We start from the raw sequence: 992 nt of genomic DNA, 5'->3' as shown, positions 1-992 counted from the left end.
TATTGACAGGACATTTAAAATGACGTATACTAAGCTCAGTGATCGTTCTGTAGAAACTTGCGAAGCCTACAGGCGGGGGAGAGCCTGCGGGTCTCTCCCTCTTTTGTTTTAAGGAGAAATGAGATGCAGACACCGAAAAAATTCTCTTCTTTTAGTGACCAGGTTTCTTGAATCAGTGATGAAAAGGGAATAAAAATAAAAGACGGAGAATATGCAGAAGAGATGTTACGCCAAATAGGATATTTTCCTCTTATGGGAGGATATAAACATCTTTTTAGAATATCAAACACAAAAAAAAATAAAGCAGGAACAAGTTTTGAAGAAATAGTCAGTCTGTATAAGTTTGATGCAGAGCTTAGAGAGTTGTTCTTTAAATATTTACTGCAGATTGAGCGACAGATGCGTTCTTTGATGTCATACTATTTTACTGAAATGTATGGAGCAGAGCAGAAGCAGTACCTGGACGCTAATAATTATAATAATACAAAAAGAAATCATGCAACAATCGTAAAGTTGATAGCGACCTTGAAACGAGCAACAACGACCACAGATTATACATATATCAACTATTACCGCAAGACATATGGTGAAATTCCATTATGGGTTTTGGCAAATGTACTTACGTTTGGAAACTTATCAAAAATGTTCCGAGTGTTTCCGCAGTCCTTAAAATCAAAAGTATCAAAAAACTTTGAACCTTTGAATCAGCATCAGATGGAACAGTTTCTATCTGTTCTCACTAAGTATAGGAATGTATGTGCCCATGGGGAACGACTGTTTACATACAGAACAGTAGATGCTATTGCGGATACACCGCTTCATAAAAAACTTTCATTACCACAGAGCGGTAATCAGTACGAAAAAGGAAAACAAGATTTGTTTGCTGTGGTGATTGCTTTTAGATATCTATTACCTGGAAAAGATTTTCTGGAATTTAAAAGAAAGCTCATAAAAGAGATTGACCGAGTAAACAGAGAAGTAGAGCATATAAG

Annotated in this window: 1 protein-coding gene; it reads left to right on the top strand. The window is 36.1% G+C overall.

The genetic code is table 11. The annotated features are described in order from the left end of the window. Positions 1-252 precede the first annotated feature (252 nt). A partial coding sequence (locus tag LJE09_RS17230; RefSeq protein WP_255601816.1) for an Abi family protein occupies positions 253-992 on the top strand: 740 nt, incomplete at its 3' end.

Origin of the sequence: Blautia sp. DFI.3.45, assembly GCF_020593505.1 — a bacterium.
Taxonomy (GTDB): Bacteria; Bacillota; Clostridia; order Lachnospirales; family Lachnospiraceae; genus Blautia_A; species Blautia_A wexlerae.
Note: the sequence above shows the minus strand (reverse complement) of the source record. Positions and strands in the feature narration are given on the sequence as shown.